The organism is Streptomyces sparsogenes subsp. cuspidosporus (genome assembly GCF_039532705.1).
Lineage (GTDB): Bacteria > Actinomycetota > Actinomycetes > Streptomycetales > Streptomycetaceae > Streptomyces > Streptomyces sparsogenes.
In genome coordinates this window covers 209228-223385 of sequence record NZ_BAAASD010000005.1, presented here as the reverse complement: position 1 = coordinate 223385, position 14158 = coordinate 209228, and the positions used below count along the sequence as shown (strand labels likewise).

Below are 14158 nucleotides of genomic sequence, written 5' to 3'. Positions count from 1 at the left end.
ATGGGGGCTCTCACCTACCAGGATCTCGTCGATGTCGACCTGGGGAAGCTGGGCGCCGCGGTCTCGGACTGGAAATCCGCCGTCGACAGCCTGAAAGCGCTGATGACCGACGCGCGTTCGGGCCTGCTGAAGAAGTCGGAGGGCGCGCGGTGGGCCGGGCTGAACGCGACCGTCACCCGTGAGTTCGTCGGCAGGACCGCGAAGGAGTTCGAGGACCTGCACAAGGAGGCCAGCAGCATCTGGAGCGTCCTGGACGACGCGCATTCCCAGCTGACCGAGATTCAGTCCAGCGTCCGGTCGACCGTCGCGCAGGCGGCGGACGCCGGATTCAAGCTGTCCGACAACGCCGACGGCACCGTGCGTTTCTTCATCCCCCATTACCCGGGGGACGACGGGGCGCGGACGCAAGCCCAGCTGGACACCCAGGCGGAGTACGCTAACAGTGTGAACCGGAAGCTGGCCCGGGCCGCCGAGATCGACGGCATCGTGAAGGCCGCGCTGGTCAGGAGCCACGGCGGCGACGTGTATGACGCGGGCCACGCCCGGTACCACTCGCTGGCCGAGGTCCAGGCCGACCGGGCCATCGAAATCGCCTCGCTCGGCCATGAGGCGAGCCCCCGGCAGCGCGCGGAACTGCGCCGGATCTGGGACGGTCTCAGCCCGGAGCTGCGGGGCCGGGTATGGGCGGCCGACAGCGTCGCGCTGATGGCGGCCGGGATCATGGACCCGCAGTACAAGTGGAAGCCGGCGGACGTGGGATCCGGGAAGTTCCACTCGCGGGATGCCGGAATGAAGGACCACTTGTTCCGCGTCGAGGCCGCGGCCATGGTGAAAGGCGGCCGCCTGGTGGGCTACAAGGAGGCGGCCCGGGAGTTGGACCACTACCTCGACGCGTCCGGAAAGCCGCTGGACCTCGACATCAATCGGATGTGGGACGAGGACCCCGACGGCTTCCGCAAGGCGGCCGAGGAAAACCTCTCCAAGTACGAGGGCGAGTGGAAGAAGAAGGCGCTCAGGGCGTTCGAGGAGTCGGGCGGCCGGCCGGTGGCCATTCCGGTGGAGACGAAGGCCGAGGGCTACAAGCACGACGACCGCGACTGGTACCTCGCCGTCGGCCACGGAATGGTGAACCATTCGGGGGTCGTGAGCGTGGAGCCCGGCCCGCACGGAAAGCCCAAGGTCTCCCTCGATTACCAGGTGAACGTCTGGGACCGGTTCAACTGGGACGACGACACGTCTTTCGACATCGCGGGCGTCACGGTCACCGGTGAGCAGATGCAAAAGCTCCACCAGACCGGGCTCGCCCAGGAATACAACATGCACGGCAGCAGCTCGACGCGCTCTCGCGAACTGTCCTGAGGCGGGGCAACGGCGGCGGTTTTGCGGTGAGTATGGGACAGCGACACGCCGACACCACGGCGTGTCGCTGTCCCGTACTCACCGCAAAGTTCTACCGCCGGTCCGGCGGCTCGTCGCCGTGGCGGGGCGGCGGCCACTGCCGCAGCGACGCCTCGTCCGGCGCCAGCCGGACGACCGCCTCGGCGAGCTGGCCGCAGATCTGCTCGATCTGCCGACGGGTACGGTTCCGCTCCATGATGATCGCCGAGAGCAGCAGCGAGGTCAGCGCGGTGGAGCCGTTGAACGCCTGCAGGGTGACCATCCGCGTCAGCAGCGTATGCCCGGCGAACGGGCCGACCCCCGCCGCGGTGGCCTGGATCGCGATCACCGACACGATCAGTGAGCACAGCACGGCCCCCGCCAGCTGGAAGCGCAGGGCCGCCCAGATCAGGAAGGGGAAGACCAGGAAGAGCAGGCTGTGGACGGAGTGCGTGGCGAGCAGCGTGACGGCCGCCGTCCCGAGCGTCAGCAGCCCCGCCTCGGCCCACCGATAGGGGTTTACGTCACGCGGCGGCCGGGCCTTGCGGAGCATCAGCAGCAGCGGGGTGATCACCAGGACGCCCATCGCGTCCCCCGTCCACCACACCGACCAGGTGGTCCAGAAGTCGCCGGTCCCGATCGCCCCCTCCAGGACCAGCACCCCGGTGCCCACGGCCGAGCTGATCAGCATTCCGGCCAGCGCGCCGAGGAAGACCAGGGCCAGCGCGTCCCGCAGCCGGTCGAGCTCCGTACGGAAGCCCGCGCGCCGCAGCAGCAGGTACGAGCAGACCGGGGCCGCGGTGTTTCCCACGGCGATCGCGGCGACGGCGGGGACCGTCGGCCCGATCGGGGCGTTGACCAGGAGGGCGCCCAGCGCGACGCCCGGCCAGGTGCGCAGGCCGAGGAGGAGCAGACAGGCCAGGGCGATACCGGTGGGTGGCCACAGCGGGGTGATCTGTCCGCGGACCAGCTCCTCCAGCAGCCCGATCCGGGCCCCCACGTAGTAGGCGGCCGCGACGACGAGGATCCGCAGGACCGTGGCACCGTATCGCCGGATCCCGTCATCGCCTGCCACAGCGGCCATCACACAACGCCGTCGCGGCCCGGAGCGGGTGACACGCGCGGCCGTGGCGCGGTCTCCGTCGCACGGGGGAACCGCCCGCCCGCGGGCGCGGCAGTCACGGCCCCGGCCGCGGCGGTCACGGCCCCGGGCGCGGCAGTCACGGTCCCGGGCGGTCGCGCCGTGCGCCGTCGTGGCGCAGCACCAGCACGGCCGCGTCGTCGCTGTGGCCGGTCCGGTCGGCCACCTGGCTCACCCGCGTGGCCAGCTCCTCCGCGTCGGCCTCGCAGCCCGCGCCGACCAGCCGCGACACCTCCGCGAGGCCCTGGTCGATCGGGTACGCCGGCCCTTCCACCACCCCGTCCGTGAACAGGACGAAGGCGCCGGCCCGGGTCAGCCGGCGCCGGGTCACCGGATAGGTCTCCCCGGGCATGATCCCCAGCGGCAGGCCTCCGGGGTCCCAGAGGACCTCGACCGGGCAGCCGGCCGAGGCCCACACGGCCGGGACGTGGCCCGCCCGGGAGCAGGCCAGCTCGCCGGCGACGGGGTCGAAGCACAGGAAGGAGCAGGTGGTGAACAGGTCGGTGCCCATCGAGACGAGCAGCTCGTTGACGCCGCGCAGCACCTCGCCCGGGTCGCAGGTGGCGGCGGCGATGGCCCGCAGCCCCGTGCGGACCTGGCCCACGAAGGCCGCCGCCTCCACGTCATGGCCCTGTACGTCGCCGATGGCGAAGCCGACCGAGGCGGTGCCGGGCAGCGGGAAGGCGTCGTACCAGTCGCCGCCGATGTCGAGCCCGGCCCGTGCGGGGGTGTAGCGGGCGGCGGCGTGCAGACCGGGGAGGGCCGGCAGTTCGGACGGCAGCATATGGCGCTGCAGGGCCACGGCCAGCTCCACCCGCGCCTGCTGCAGCTTGATCCGCTCCAGGATCTGGGCGGTCAGCCGTCCCAGAGAGCGCAGCGCCTCTTCGGTGCTCTGGTGCGGGGTGCGGCGGCGGTTCATCGGTGGCTCCGAGGGGGCACCTGCCGGCGATAGCTGGGGGAGCTCTGACCTGGGTCTCATGGTACGCGCGGATACGGCCGAAGGGGCAGTCCCACCCGTCGGCTGTCAGGTCACGGTCAGGCGCTGCCCACGCATATGGGTAGCGGCCTTGTCGGGGCCGCCGGTTGCCGCCACCGTTGTCCGGCAACGGGCACGCGCGCCGCGCGCCCGTCTTCGACAGGGACCGGAGGTGCCATGGGACCGATCGTTCCACCCCTCGTTCCACCGTTCGAGCTCGTCGGCGAAGGGCCGCACCGCGTCATGGCCGTCCACGGCTGGTTCTCGGACCGCGCCGCCTTCGCGGCCGTGCTGCCGCACATCGACCGACGGACCTTCACCTACGCACTCCCCGATCTGCGCGGCTACGGGGAGGCACGGGACATCCCCGGCGAGTACACCACCGAGGAGGCGGGCCGCGATCTGCTGGCGCTCGCCGACGACCTCGGCTGGCAGCGGTTCTCGCTCGTCGGGCACTCGATGGGCGGCTCCGTCGCGCAGCGGGTCGTGGCCGCCGCCCCCGACCGGGTCGTGCGGCTGATCGGGGTCGCCCCCGTCCCCGCGAGCGGGATGCCGATGGACGGCGAGCAGTGGGAGCTGTTCACCTCCGCCGCCGAGCACCCCGAGAGCCGGCGGGCGATCATCGACCACACCACCGGCGGCCGCCACCCCGACGCCTGGCTCGACCTGATGGTCCGGCACTCGCTGGAGCACAGCGACGCCAAGGCGTTACGGGCCTGGCTGGACTCCTGGGCCCTGGAGGACTTCCACGAGGACATCGCCGGGGCCCGGGTGCCGGTCCGCGTGGTGATCGGGGCGCACGACCCGGCGCTGACGGCGGAGCTGATGCGGCGGACCTGGCTGCGCTGGTACCCGCGGGCCGACCTGGTCGAGCTGCCCTGCGCGGGGCACTACCCCGCCGACGAGACGCCGCTGGAACTCGTACGCGCCGTCGAGGACTTCATCACGGCCGGGGCGTGAGACGGGAGGCGCCCGGCGACGGGTGTGCCGCCGCGTACTCCGCCTCGCTCTTGCGGTACTGGGGGAGCAGCGTGTGCAGGATGCGGTCCACGTACTCGCGGGTCTCGTCGATCCTCGGGATCCCGCGGGCCTCGAGGACCGCGGTCGGCCCGGCGTTGTACGCGGCAAGCGCCAGCTCGGTCGGATCGCCGGGCAGGTTCTTCACCATGTCGTACAGATGGCACATGTAGCGCGCCTGCGAGGGGATGGCGTCCTCGGGCTCCCACACGTCGGCCTTTCCGTCGCCGTCCCCGTCGCGGCCCCACTCGGCCCAGGTCTGCGGGGCGAACTGCGAGATCCCCTGCGCGTGCCCGGAGTCAGCGTCCGGCCGCCAGCCGCTCTCCGCGTCGATCTGCGCGGCCAGCAGCGGCACGCTCACCTTGGGGCAGAGGCGGGCGGCCGCCTCGACCACCGGGCGGCGGGCTTCGGGGATCGTCGGGAGTTCGGGCTCGGACGGGGCGGTGAAGTGCCGTACGACGAGGATCGCGGCGGCGAGCACCAGGGCGCCGCCGACCAGGGTGGCGACGGTACGGCTGCGGCGGGTCACCATGCGGGGTCCGGCGGGGTGGGGATGCGCATGAGGGGACGTTAACGGGATTTCGCGGTGGGATCCTGAATTCGCACGCCCGGCGGTCGGGTCCGGGCGTGCGCGAGGGGGTGTCTTGTGGGTCAGGCTGGATCAGCGAGCGGCGTCTGGGGCGTCCAGCCGCAAGGCGGAGGAGGAGAGCGCAGCGGTGCTGCGTGTGACGACGACAACGCAGCCGGGGGCACCTCCCAGCGGTAGCTGGGGGCGGGCGTGCCAGGCGTCGGGAGCCCAGCATGATCCACAAGACACCCCCTACGACGTCAGGGCCGGCCCGCTCCGCCCACCGCGGGGTGGGCCGGGAGCGGCTGCTCCGCTTCGGCGGGGCGCTTCATCACATAGGCCGCGCCCGCGCCGGCCGCGAAGAGCGCGAGCACCGAGACCGCCGTGCCGAGCCAGGTGGCGCCGAGCCACTGCCCGCCCACGTAACCCAGGCTCACGCTGTAGGCGGCCCAGGCCAGTCCGGCGACGGCCGACCAGGGCAGGAACTCCTTGGCCCGGCGGTGCGCCGCGCCCGCGCTCAGGCTGACGACCGACCGCCCGGCGGGCGCGAAGCGGGCTATGACGACCAGCGCGCCACCGCCCCGCACCAGCGCCGTGCCCAACTTCTCCTGCGCGGAGGTGAGACGGCGGGAGCGGGAGATGGCGCGGTCGAGGCGGTCGCTGCCGCGCCAGGCCAGCCGGTAGGCGACCATGTCGCCGAGGACGGAGGCGGTGGCGGCGCACAGCATCAGGGCGAACATCTCGGGGAAGTCGGCGGCGCCCGCCTGGACGCGCACCACGCCCACGGCGTCCACGGTGGTCCCGGCGGCCGCGGTGGCCGCCGTGATGACGAGGACACCGCTGGGCAGGACGGGGAGGAAGACGTCGAGGAGAACGGACATGCCGACAACCGCGTAAATCCATGGGGTGTTGGTCAGCGACCCCAGATGTTCCAGCAACGTTTCTCCCGGTCCCGTTCCCCCCAGCCGCGATGTCGCTGGGGAGCGGCAGGAGCGGCCTTCACAGTCATACAGCGTACGCCTGTGGCGGGTGGGGATGGGGCCAGGGGGTGTTGATGTTGTTCGAATCACGTGACGCGGGGGTCGCCTCCCGGGGGACGAATGGGGAGGTACCCCCGCATCAGGTGAAGCGAGACTTGGCGTGGTCGGCCAGATTGATCGAGCGACTTATTGCTTTGTCGCTTTATCGCGCGGTCGTCGAGCCGGCGAGCCGTCGAGTCGCCGGGTCGTCGCGGTCGTCGCGGTCGTCGAGCCGCCGGGCCGCCGAGTCGCCCTAGACGGCCGTCGGCTGACGGTGCGTCTCGGAGGTCGTGACCGACGGGCGCGCCGAGCCCAGGAAGCGGTCGAGCGCCCAGGGGCCGGGGCCGGTGAAGACGATCAGCAGGAACGCCCAGCAGAACATCGCGGCCGCCTCGCCGCCGTTCTGGATGGGCCACAGCTTCTCCGGCTGGTGCTCGTGGAAGTACGCGTACGCCATCGAGCCGGAGCAGATGAACGCCGCGCTGCGGGTGCCGAGGCCCAGCAGCACCAGGCCGCCGCCGACGAGCTGGATCACGGCCGCGTACCAGCCGGGCCAGGTGCCCGCGTCGAGGGTCTTGCCGGTGCCCATCAGGCCGCCGAACCAGCCCAGCAGCGATGAGGCGCCGTGGCAGAAGAAGAGCAGGCCGACGACGATGCGAAAGAGGGAGAGGACGTACGGCCTCGTGCCGTCCAGGCGGTCGGCGAGACCTTGGGGGGTGGCGGACGGGGGCATGGGGACTGCTCCTTGTTCCGGGGACGGGAAACAACGGGAGTGTCAGGTTAGGTTCCCCTCACCTTTTGTTGCAAGTTCAAGTTTCGCCAATCTGGGGCCGCCGCGCGCGGCGCCGGTCGGTCGACGGCATCGGTGTCGTGCGAGGTCAGCGGGGTGACGCCGGGCCGCGCCCCGGTCGCCGTCGGCGTCGCCGGCACCACCGGAGGGCCGGCACCCGCGCCCGCCGCGTGCCGAAGCCGGGGATTCCGCCCGGCCCGACGGGACCCGGCTTCTCCATCTCCCCATGCGGACCGAGCGCCTCCAGCGCCCTCGCCTCGGTCGGCGTGGCCAACTCCGCGACGCGCGGGCGCGGCGGGCCGCTCGTCCAACATCAGCGATCACACGTCATGACCCCGGACTCGCCCGGCACGGCCGCCTCTTGCGCTCCGTCGAGCTCGGTGGCCAGAAATCGTCTCCGGAATCCCGTGGAGCCCCTGATTCCCGGCTGCCCGGCCCGTCCCCGCTGTCCCAACAGCGTCTCGTAATAGACCTTCCAGGCCTCAAAGACCGTCCGTCTCCAGGGCCGTGACCAGCCGGGCCCCGCCGCCCGAGGGGTCGGGCCGGGCCTGGTCCAGCCGCAGCCGCGCGGCGCGCCCCCGCAGCGTCAGCGTCATCAGCTGGTTGCCGAACCACGGCCCGCCCGTCCTGCTCCAGTCCAGCCGGCTCGGGGTGGCCCGCCCGTGCCGGGCGAAGGCGCGACCGAGCCGTCGGCCCGCCCGGCTCCAGCCGAAGCGGAAACCGAGCCGGATGGAGGCGTAGGTGCGGTTGTGCACGGGGGAACACGTCAGCTGCCGCACCCGGCTGTCCGGCGGCTGCGGCCACCGCGACCAGTCGGGCTCGGCGATGTACGCGTGGTGCACATCGCCGGACAGCACACTGATCGTCGCCGGCGCCGAGGGCCCGCCGCCCACCTTCGCGATCAGCTCGGTGAGCGCCTCGAAGGACTCGGGGAAGGCCGCCCAGTGCTCCAAGTCGCCGCGCCGGCGCAGGTCTTCCCCCAGCCGCGCCCACCGCGGACCGCGCGCCCCGCCGCACACCGCGGCGTTCCACGCCTCCACGTCGTGGACGAAGTGCGGCAGCAGCCAGGGGAGCGAGGTGCCGATCAGCAGGTGGTCGTACGGCCCGGCGCTGCCCTCGGTGGCGTAGCCGTCCGCGCCGTCCAGCGACTGCTCGCGCAGCCAGGCCAGCTCCGGCTCGGCGACCATCGCCCGCTCGCCCTCCGCCAGCACGCGGGCGGCCCGGGTGTCCACCATCAGCAGCCGCACCCGCCCGAAGTCGCGGCGGTAGCTCCAGCGGGCGTACGTGGGGTCGGCGTCGGCGCGGGCGGCGAACTCCCGCAGCGGCTCCGTGCCGTCCGGCGCCTCCCGCACCGCCGCGTACAGCGGATCGGCCGCCAGCTCGGCCGGGGAGAGGTTGCCGAGGTGCTGGTAGACCCAGTACGACATCAGGCCGCTGAGGATCCGCTCCCGCCACCAGGGCGTGGCGCGCATCCGCCGCAGCCACGCCTCGCTGGTGTTCCAGTCGTCGATGACCTCGTAGTCTCCAGATACTCTGAACTACACCTTTGAAAGGGGGGCCCGTGGCTGTTGGACTGCGGGGAGTGCGGTGTATCCGCCTGAGTGTGCTGACCGACGAGACAACCAGCCCGGAGCGTCAGCGGGAGGCCGACGACAGGGCCGCGCGTGAACTGGGAATCACCTTCGATGGCAGGGAAGCGGAGGATCTTGACGTCAGTGCTTCCAAGACCTCTCCGTTCGAGCGGCCGCAGCTAGGGGAGTGGCTGCGCCGGCCGACTGAGTTCGACGCGCTTGTCTGGTGGCGCTTCGACCGTGCCATTCGCTCCATGCAAGACATGTACGAACTGGCGAAGTGGGCACGGGAGCATCGAAAGCTGCTCGTCTTCGCCGAGGGCATCGGTGGTGGGTCAACCATGACCTTCGACTTCCGTAACCCGATGGACCCCATCGCCGAAATGATGATGGTCCTCTTCGCCTTCGCTGCACAGGTCGAAGCCATGAGCATCCGGGACCGCGTGACCGGGGCGCAGGCAGCGATCCGCAGGATGCCGCTACGCTGGCGCGGCTCGCGCCCGCCGTACGGCTACATGCCCGCGCCGCTGGAGGGCGGCGGTTGGACGCTCGTCCCGGACCCCGACGCTGTCAAGGTCATCGAGCGGATCATCAAGGGCCTACTCGACGTGAAGAAGAGCCCCACAGCGATCGCCATCGAACTGAACGAGGAAGGCATCCCGTCGCCCCGCGACTACTGGTCGTTGAAGAAGGGGCGCAGTACCGGGGGGAAGTCGACAGGAGCGAGGCGTACGCGACGTCAGGAGACACGAGAGCGCTTCCTGTGGAGCGGGAACGTGATCACGGGGATGCTTACGTCTGTGGCCTTGATCGGATGGAAGACCCACAAGGGCAACCCCGTCCGCGACGAGGCGGGGCGCCCGGTGCTCGCGACGGAAACGCCGATCCTCACGCGCCCGGAGTTTGACGTCATCGGGGCGAAGCTGGCTGCTCGGTCGTTCAGCAACGGGACACGTCAGGACACTGACTCTTGGCTCCTTCACATCCTTCTCTGCGCGGGGTGTGGCGGTGCGATGTACCTGTCTAAGCAGGGGACGCGCCCCGCATCGTTCAAGTGTGGCGCGCGCCAACGTCAGCAGACGTGCAAGGAACCGACCACGATCAAGCGGGAATGGGCAGAGGCGTACGTGGAGCGTGAATTCCTCCTCCGTGCCGGACGCTTCCAGATCATCGAGGTGATCGAGACCCCCGGGTATGACCCGGGGCCAGAACTCGAAGCCACCCGGGCCGAGTTCAAGCTGCACCAGGAACAGGAAGGGCGGCAGAAGTCCAAGGCCGGTAAAGAGGAGTGGCAGCGGCGCGCAGACGCTCTTGACGCTCGGATGGCCGAGTTGGAAGACACGCCGAAGGTGGAGCCCAGCAGGGTGGAGGTGCCCACTGGCAGGGTCTACGCCGACGAGTGGGGGCCGCTCGTCACGGCATCGGAGGAAGAGCGCCAGCACATCAACCACGTGGAGCGGCGCCACATGCTCATGAACGCAGGTGTCCGTGTCACGGTTCGCAAGGGAGTCTCTGGGGGGTGGCGCTCGCTGGACGAGTCACGGATGTCGTTCACCATGGGGTACGAGGGCCAGCCCGACCCTGAGGCGGCGGCGCTTGAGGATTTGTCTCTTGAGCTGTCACAAGACTGACTAGCCGGAAACGCAGAAGCGGCCCCTCGATGGGGGCCGCTTCCGTGTGTCCGAGCGCGAGACGCTATGGCGTCGACCATGGGCCGGCTGGGGGTCGCTCAGGGAGTGCTGCGCCGGGACGTTGGACGAACCACTCCATGTATCGGCGCAGCTCCGCAGAACGGTCGCTGCCTACTGCTGTGGTCGCCGCCTCGAAGTCGTCCCATAGCTTCTGATCAATGCCGCGCAGACCGCGAACGGGATTCTTGTGTTGACTGGGCATGGGGATAGCTTGCCAAGGTGGTTGACCACCTGTCGAGCCTGTGTCAATCTGTGGGTGGTCAACCACCCGTGACCGGGGGATACGAGCCCGGTCGCGACGTAGGCCCCGATGCATCTTGGCGGATACCGGGGCCCACGGCACTTACAGGAATGAGTATGCACATGGTCGCACAGATCGCCTCCATTGGTCCCGTTCCCGCTTTCGCCCCCATCCTCGTCGTTGGCCCCGTCGCCGACGATGACGAGCGTGCCCGTCTCCCAGTCCACGTGGCGCAGCAGCGGTCCCAGGCGCAACCCGGCCATCCGGCCCTCCTCCGTCGCTCGTGGCGTCACGGCGTCCTTCGTGGCGTTTGACGCGCGAGGCGTCTCGGTACGGAACGACGAAGGAGGGCGCGGGGTTCCGGGTCGGCGTCCGGCCCGGGCTCGGCAGCCGTCCGGCGCCGGGCTCAGCAGCCGTTCAGGAGGGAGCTGAGGGCGCTCTTCTCGGCGGAGTCGACCGACAGGCCGTAGTAGTGCTTCACCTGCACCCAGGCGCGGGCGTACGTGCAGCGGTACGAGGTGACCGGCGGCAGCCACTCGGCCGGGTCCTTGTCACCCTTCTCCTGGTTCACGTTGTCCGTGACGGCGATCAGCTGCGGGCGGGTCAGGTCGTTGGCGAACGCCTGGCGCCGGGAGGTGGTCCACCTGCTCGCGCCGGAGTCCCAGGCCTCGGCGAGCGGGACGACGTGGTCGATGTCCAGGTCGGAGGCGGCGGTCCAGGTCGCGTTGTCGTAGACGGAGCGCCAGGTGCCGCTGACCGCGGCGCAGCTCGAGTCCTGCTGGACGTTGGTGCCGTCGCGCTTGAGGACGACCTCGCGGGTGTTGCACGCGCCGCTCTGGGTGATCCAGTGGGGGAAGAGGTCGCGGTCGTAGCCCGTGCGGTCCTCCGTCGCCACGGTCAGCGAGGCGAGGTAGGTGCGGGCGGTGGCGGCGCTGACGGGGGTGGGCAGTGCCGCCTGGGCGGCCGGGCCGTTGAACAGGCCGGTGAGGGCGATCAGACCGGTGGCCGCGGCCAGTACGCTCAGCCGTCGACGCGCGTAGAGCCCGCGCCGGGTGAAGGCGTTGCGTATTCGGGACATGCGAACTCCCTTGATGTGGGGGACGGTTCGGCTCGGTCGGAGCCGGGTAACGCGGGGGTAATGCTGTCGCCGAAACGTTTCTCTTCGGCGTGCGACAGGTAACAGATTGGCGTCATGTGCACGTCATGTCGAGAGGTTCGCGGCGGATTCCGCGCCGAATGCCGGCCCCGCGGCGCATTCCGGGGCCGAATGTCCGCAGCGCGACGGATTCCGCGCCGAATGCCCGCCCCGGGAGCCCCCGGCCTACCGTGAAGCGTGTACGTCCTCGCCGCCCGCGCGGCCTCCTCCGCCACCCTGCTCCCGGTCAACCCCGTCCTCGGGGCCGTGCTCGCCGCCCTGCTCCTGGCCGCCGTCACCGTCGCCGCCCGGGCCCGCCTCGCGGACCGCCGCGACCGCGGCTACGCGCGCGCCATCGCCGTCGCCGGGCTGCGCGCGGCGGTCCAGCTGGCCGCCGTCTCGTACCTCATCGGCTGGGTGGTGCACGCCCTGGCGACGCTGCTGGCCTTCCTCCTGGTGATGTTCGGCGTCGCCGTACGCACCGCGGGCCGCCGCATCACCGACAACCACACCTGGTGGTGGGCGGCGCTCCCGATCGGCGCCGGGGTGGTGCCCGTGGTCGCCGTCCTGCTGCTGACCGGGCTGGTCCCGCTCAAGGGCGTCGCGCTCATCCCCATCACCGGCATCCTCATCGGCGGCGCCCTCACCGCCACCGTGCTCGGCGGCCGGCGCGCGCTGGACGAGCTGACCGCCCGCCACGGCGAGGTGGAGGCGGGCCTGGCGCTCGGCCTGCCGGACCGGGACGCCCGGCTGGAGATCGCCCGCCCGGCCGCCTCGGACGCGCTGGTGCCGGGGCTCGACCAGACCAGGACTGTGGGGCTCGTCACACTCCCCGGGGCCTTCGTCGGCATGCTGCTGGGCGGCGCCTCGCCCGTGATGGCGGGCGCGGTACAGCTGTTCGTGCTGGTCGCGCTGATGGCGGTGCAGGCGGTGGCGGTCGCGGTGGTCCTGGAGCTGGTCGCGCGGGGGCGGCTGCACCGGGCGCGTCGCGTATCCTTGCCGACAGCAGAAGGGGAGTAGCTCTTCGCCGGACCGTCGACATACTGCCCGCCCCTCGTGGTGCGGGCCGGCGCCCGGAGCGTACGTACGGGACCCGTCCCAGGGGATTCCGCCCGTGCGCCAGCGAGACCTTCGGCCGCAGTGTCCGACGCTGCCGTGCCGAAGCGACCCCTTCCCAGGGCCCCTCCCGGCGCGGCCCCGAGCCTTCGAGGTAACCCACCCGTGTTCAGTCTCACCGTCGCCGCCGTCGTCTTCGGCGTCGTCTTCCTGGCCGAACTTCCCGACAAGACCGCCCTCGCCGGGCTGATGCTCGGCACCCGCTACCGCGCCTCGTACGTCTTCGTGGGGGTCGCCGCCGCCTTCGCGGTCCACGTCTCGCTCGCGATCGCGGCGGGCAGCGTGCTCGGGCTGCTCCCGCACCGCCTCGTCCAGGCGATCGTCGGAGTGCTGTTCCTCGCCGGCGCGACGATGCTGCTGCTGAAGAAGGACGACGACGAGGAGGAGATCCGCAAGCCCGCCGACCAGAGCTTCTGGAAGGTCTCCGGGGCGGGGTTCATGCTCATCCTGGTCGCGGAGTTCGGCGACCTGACCCAGATCATGACGGCCAACCTGGCCGCCCGCTACGACGACCCGCTGTCGGTCGGCATCGGCGCGGTGCTCGCCCTGTGGGCGGTCGCGGGCCTCGGCATCGTGGGCGGCCGCACGCTGATGCGGTACGTGCCGCTGCGGCTGATCACGAAGGTGGCGGCGCTGGTGATGCTGACGCTGGCCGGGTTCAGCCTGTACGAGGCGGTGGTGGCCTGACGCACCCGCGCCCGGCGCCGGGGGACCGTCCCCGGCGCCGGGCCGGGGTGCGTCTCCGGAGCCGGGCCGGGGTTTGTGCCCGGCTCCGGGTCGGGGCGGTGCGCGGGGTCAGTCCGTGAAGCGCAGGCGCAGGGTGCCGTCCGGCAGCGCCTCGACGCGGACCTGCTCCAGGTCCCGTACGTGCGCGTCGGGGGTGTGGGCCGCCGCCCGGGGGCCGACGCCCACCACCCGCATGCCGGCCGCCCGGCCCGCCGCGATGCCGACCTCGGAGTCCTCGAAGACCACGCAGTCCTGGGGCCGGAAGCCCAGCTCGGCCGCGCCCTTGAGGAAGCCCTCCGGATCCGGCTTGCTCGCCCCCACGCGCTCCGCCGTGACCCGCACGCGCGGCATCGGCAGCCCCGCCGCGTCCATGCGGGCGCGGGCCAGCCCCTCGTCGGCGGAGGTGACCAGGGCGTGCGGAAGGTCCGCGAGGGAGGCCATGAAGGCGGGGGCGCCGGGGATGGCCACGACGCCGTCGACGTCCGCGGTCTCCCGCTCCAGCATCCGCTGGTTGTCGGCCAGGTTCTCCTCCATGGGCCGCTCGGGGAGCAGCACCGCCATGGTGGCGTACCCCTGCCGGCCGTGCACGACCTCGATGACGCTGTCCCCGTCGAGCCCGTGCTCGGCCGCCCAGTGGCGCCAGCAGCGCTCCACCACGGCATCGGAGTTCACGAGGGTGCCGTCCATGTCGAGGAGGAGGGCGCGGGCGGTGAGCGGGGCGGTGGCCGGCATCGGCGTACTCCAAGGCGCGGGAGACAGACAAGTGGTTCCGCCCGCCGGTCAGGGAATG

At 71.6% G+C, this 14158-nt stretch carries 12 protein-coding genes and 1 pseudogene; 5 read left to right on the top strand and 8 right to left on the bottom strand.

Annotated features, from left to right (window positions below):
- Complete coding sequence (locus tag ABFY07_RS08920; RefSeq protein WP_346173929.1) at window positions 1–1359, top strand: hypothetical protein; 1359 nt, start codon at window positions 1–3, stop codon at window positions 1357–1359.
- Between the two features lie 91 nt (window positions 1360–1450).
- Here ABFY07_RS08920 and ABFY07_RS08915 read toward each other — a convergent pair whose 3' ends face one another.
- Window positions 1451–2461: an MASE1 domain-containing protein gene (locus ABFY07_RS08915; protein ID WP_346173928.1), complete on the bottom strand. Its 1011-nt coding sequence runs from the start codon at window positions 2459–2461 to the stop codon at window positions 1451–1453.
- A 136-nt stretch (window positions 2462–2597) separates the two neighbouring features.
- Window positions 2598–3437 (bottom strand): PP2C family protein-serine/threonine phosphatase, encoded by an 840-nt coding sequence (locus ABFY07_RS08910; protein WP_346173927.1) that lies wholly within the window; start codon window positions 3435–3437, stop codon window positions 2598–2600.
- Between the two features lie 234 nt (window positions 3438–3671).
- Here ABFY07_RS08910 and ABFY07_RS08905 point away from each other — a divergent pair, with 234 nt between their 5' ends.
- The gene (locus ABFY07_RS08905; RefSeq protein WP_346173926.1) at window positions 3672–4454 is read left to right on the top strand and encodes an alpha/beta fold hydrolase; all 783 of its coding nucleotides are present in this window, start codon (window positions 3672–3674) and stop codon (window positions 4452–4454) included.
- On the opposite strand, the gene ABFY07_RS08900 is transcribed toward ABFY07_RS08905, so the two are convergent.
- From ABFY07_RS08900 to ABFY07_RS08885, 4 genes and pseudogenes are all read right to left on the bottom strand, one after another.
- The gene (locus tag ABFY07_RS08900; RefSeq protein WP_346173925.1) at window positions 4438–5043 is read right to left on the bottom strand and encodes a lytic transglycosylase domain-containing protein; all 606 of its coding nucleotides are present in this window, start codon (window positions 5041–5043) and stop codon (window positions 4438–4440) included. The genes ABFY07_RS08905 and ABFY07_RS08900 overlap by 17 nt on opposite strands.
- A gap of 296 nt (window positions 5044–5339) precedes the next feature.
- Window positions 5340–6017: a DedA family protein gene (locus ABFY07_RS08895; protein WP_346173924.1), complete on the bottom strand. Its 678-nt coding sequence runs from the start codon at window positions 6015–6017 to the stop codon at window positions 5340–5342.
- A gap of 334 nt (window positions 6018–6351) precedes the next feature.
- Window positions 6352–6831, bottom strand: coding sequence for a DoxX family protein (locus tag ABFY07_RS08890; RefSeq protein WP_346173923.1), 480 nt, complete (start codon window positions 6829–6831; stop codon window positions 6352–6354).
- A 539-nt stretch (window positions 6832–7370) separates the two neighbouring features.
- A pseudogene (locus ABFY07_RS08885) lies at window positions 7371–8411 on the bottom strand (metallophosphoesterase family protein); the annotation flags it as partial.
- Between the two features lie 38 nt (window positions 8412–8449).
- Here ABFY07_RS08885 and ABFY07_RS08880 point away from each other — a divergent pair.
- A complete protein-coding gene (locus tag ABFY07_RS08880; RefSeq protein WP_346173922.1) occupies window positions 8450–10090 on the top strand; it encodes a recombinase family protein in 1641 nt (546 codons plus the stop codon).
- A gap of 707 nt (window positions 10091–10797) precedes the next feature.
- Here the strand turns inward: ABFY07_RS08880 and ABFY07_RS08875 are convergent.
- Window positions 10798–11469: an HNH endonuclease family protein gene (locus ABFY07_RS08875; protein ID WP_065958859.1), complete on the bottom strand. Its 672-nt coding sequence runs from the start codon at window positions 11467–11469 to the stop codon at window positions 10798–10800.
- Between the two features lie 255 nt (window positions 11470–11724).
- On the opposite strand from ABFY07_RS08875, the gene ABFY07_RS08870 reads away from it, so the two are divergent.
- The gene (locus tag ABFY07_RS08870) at window positions 11725–12546 is read left to right on the top strand and encodes an ABC transporter permease (RefSeq protein ID WP_346173921.1); all 822 of its coding nucleotides are present in this window, start codon (window positions 11725–11727) and stop codon (window positions 12544–12546) included.
- A 201-nt stretch (window positions 12547–12747) separates the two neighbouring features.
- The gene (locus ABFY07_RS08865; protein ID WP_065958858.1) at window positions 12748–13329 is read left to right on the top strand and encodes a TMEM165/GDT1 family protein; all 582 of its coding nucleotides are present in this window, start codon (window positions 12748–12750) and stop codon (window positions 13327–13329) included.
- 108 nt (window positions 13330–13437) lie between these two features.
- Here the strand turns inward: ABFY07_RS08865 and ABFY07_RS08860 are convergent, their stop codons facing one another.
- Window positions 13438–14100: an HAD-IA family hydrolase gene (locus tag ABFY07_RS08860; protein ID WP_346173920.1), complete on the bottom strand. Its 663-nt coding sequence runs from the start codon at window positions 14098–14100 to the stop codon at window positions 13438–13440.
- Between the last annotated feature and the right edge of the window lie 58 nt (window positions 14101–14158).